Origin of the sequence: Mesorhizobium sp. LCM 4577, from assembly GCF_001854795.2 — a bacterium.
Lineage (GTDB): Bacteria > Pseudomonadota > Alphaproteobacteria > Rhizobiales > Rhizobiaceae > Mesorhizobium > Mesorhizobium plurifarium.
Map to the genome: position 1 here is coordinate 1 of NZ_MDDU01000050.1, position 1,615 is coordinate 1,615.

Genomic DNA, 1,615 nt, shown 5'->3' on the forward strand with positions numbered 1-1,615 from the left:
CAACGCCAGACCGACTGGTTCGAAGGGATGGAAGGCGCTTTCCTGCGGTTTGGGGGCGTGCCGGCGGAAGTTCTGATCGATAATGCAAAGGCGCTGGTTGAGCATCACGACGCGGTGACGCGCGAGGTGAGGTTCAACGCCCGGCTGCACGCTTTTGCCCGATACTGGGGCTTCACACCGCGGGCCTGTGCCCCTTATCGGGCCAGGACGAAGGGGAAAGACGAACGCGGAGTCGGCTACGTCAAGAAGAACGCGATCGCCGGCCGCCGGTTCGAGAGCTGGGCGGCGTTTGAAGCGCATCTGGATCGGTGGACGCGCGAGGTTGCCGACCGGCGAGAACACGGCACCACCGGCGTTGCGCCCGTGGAACGTTTTGCCGCTGAAGCTCGAGCGCTCCGCCCGCTTTCCGGCAGGGCGCCGTTCGGGCAACTGCGGGACCTGATCCGCAAGGTCCAGGCCGACTGTGCGATCGATCTGGATACGAACAGCTACTCGGTGCCCTGGCGCCTGATCGGCGAGAGCGTCCAGGTCGTGGTGTTGGCTGGCCGTGTGATCATCCGTCATGCGGGCCAGGTGGTAGGCGATCATGCCCTGTGCCGGGGGCGACGACAACGGATCGTGGACCGGGCGCATTTTGTCGGCGTCGCCGGCTTTGAAGGGCCGGTGCGTGCCGACCCTATCGAGATCGCTCCAGCCGCCTTGCTGCGGCCGCTTGCGGAATACGAGGCGGCTGTCGGAGGGGGCTGGTGATGACGAACATGGATCATGACATGCTCATCGCAACGCTCGATCGGCTGAAGCTGACGGCGATMCGCGACCAGCTCGACACGCTGCTGGACGAAGCTGCCCGCTCGAAGATGACGTTACGCGAGGCCCTGGGCTTCCTGGTGTCGCGCGAGATCGCCCGGCGCGACGAGCGGCGCATCTCCATGTCGAGCAAGATCGCCCAGTTCCCCTTCGTGCGCGAGCTGGACGGCTTCGACTTTAACGCCCAGCCATCGCTCGATCAGGGGCAGATCAGGGAACTCGCCACCTGCCGCTGGATTGCGCACGGCGACACGCTTTTGTTCCTCGGCCCACCCGGCACGGGCAAGACCCATCTGGCCGTGGCGCTCGGCCGCGAGGCGATCCGCTAGAATTACAACGTGCAGTTCATCACGGCTGCTACGTTGGTGGCGACGCTGGCCAAGGCCCACAGCGACGGCTCGCTCGACAAGCAGTTGGCGATCCTGGCGCGGCCGAAATTGTTGATCATCGACGAGCTGGGCTATCTGCCCTTCGAGGCCAATGCCGCCCACCTGTTCTTCCAACTCGTGTCACGGCGCTACGAGAAGGGCTCGATCCTGATCACCTCCAATCGCTCTGTGGGCGAATGGGGCAGCGTTTTTGGCGACCCCGTTGTGGCCACGGCGATCCTGGACCGCCTGCTTCACCACTCAACCGTGATCACCATCCGCGGCGACAGCTACCGTCTCCGCGAAAAGCGTCGGTCCGGCCTTCTGCAGAAGACCGGACCGACGCTTGAACCCAACGAAACTGCAAACCAGTGAAGGGGGTCAGTTCCTCACTTCGCCAAAGGGGTCAAATCCTCACTTCGCTTGACAACAGTTTGGCG

1 protein-coding gene and 1 pseudogene are annotated in these 1,615 nt (G+C 64.1%); both read left to right on the top strand.

Annotated features, from left to right (window positions below; genetic code table 11):
* The coding region (locus tag LCM4577_RS28970; RefSeq protein ID WP_131803536.1) for a Mu transposase domain-containing protein at positions 1 to 750 on the top strand (750 nt) is incomplete at its 5' end.
* Positions 750 to 1,550: pseudogene (gene istB, locus LCM4577_RS28975) on the top strand (IS21-like element helper ATPase IstB). The gene LCM4577_RS28970 and the pseudogene istB, both read left to right, overlap by 1 nt.
* Positions 1,551 to 1,615: the final 65 nt, after the last annotated feature.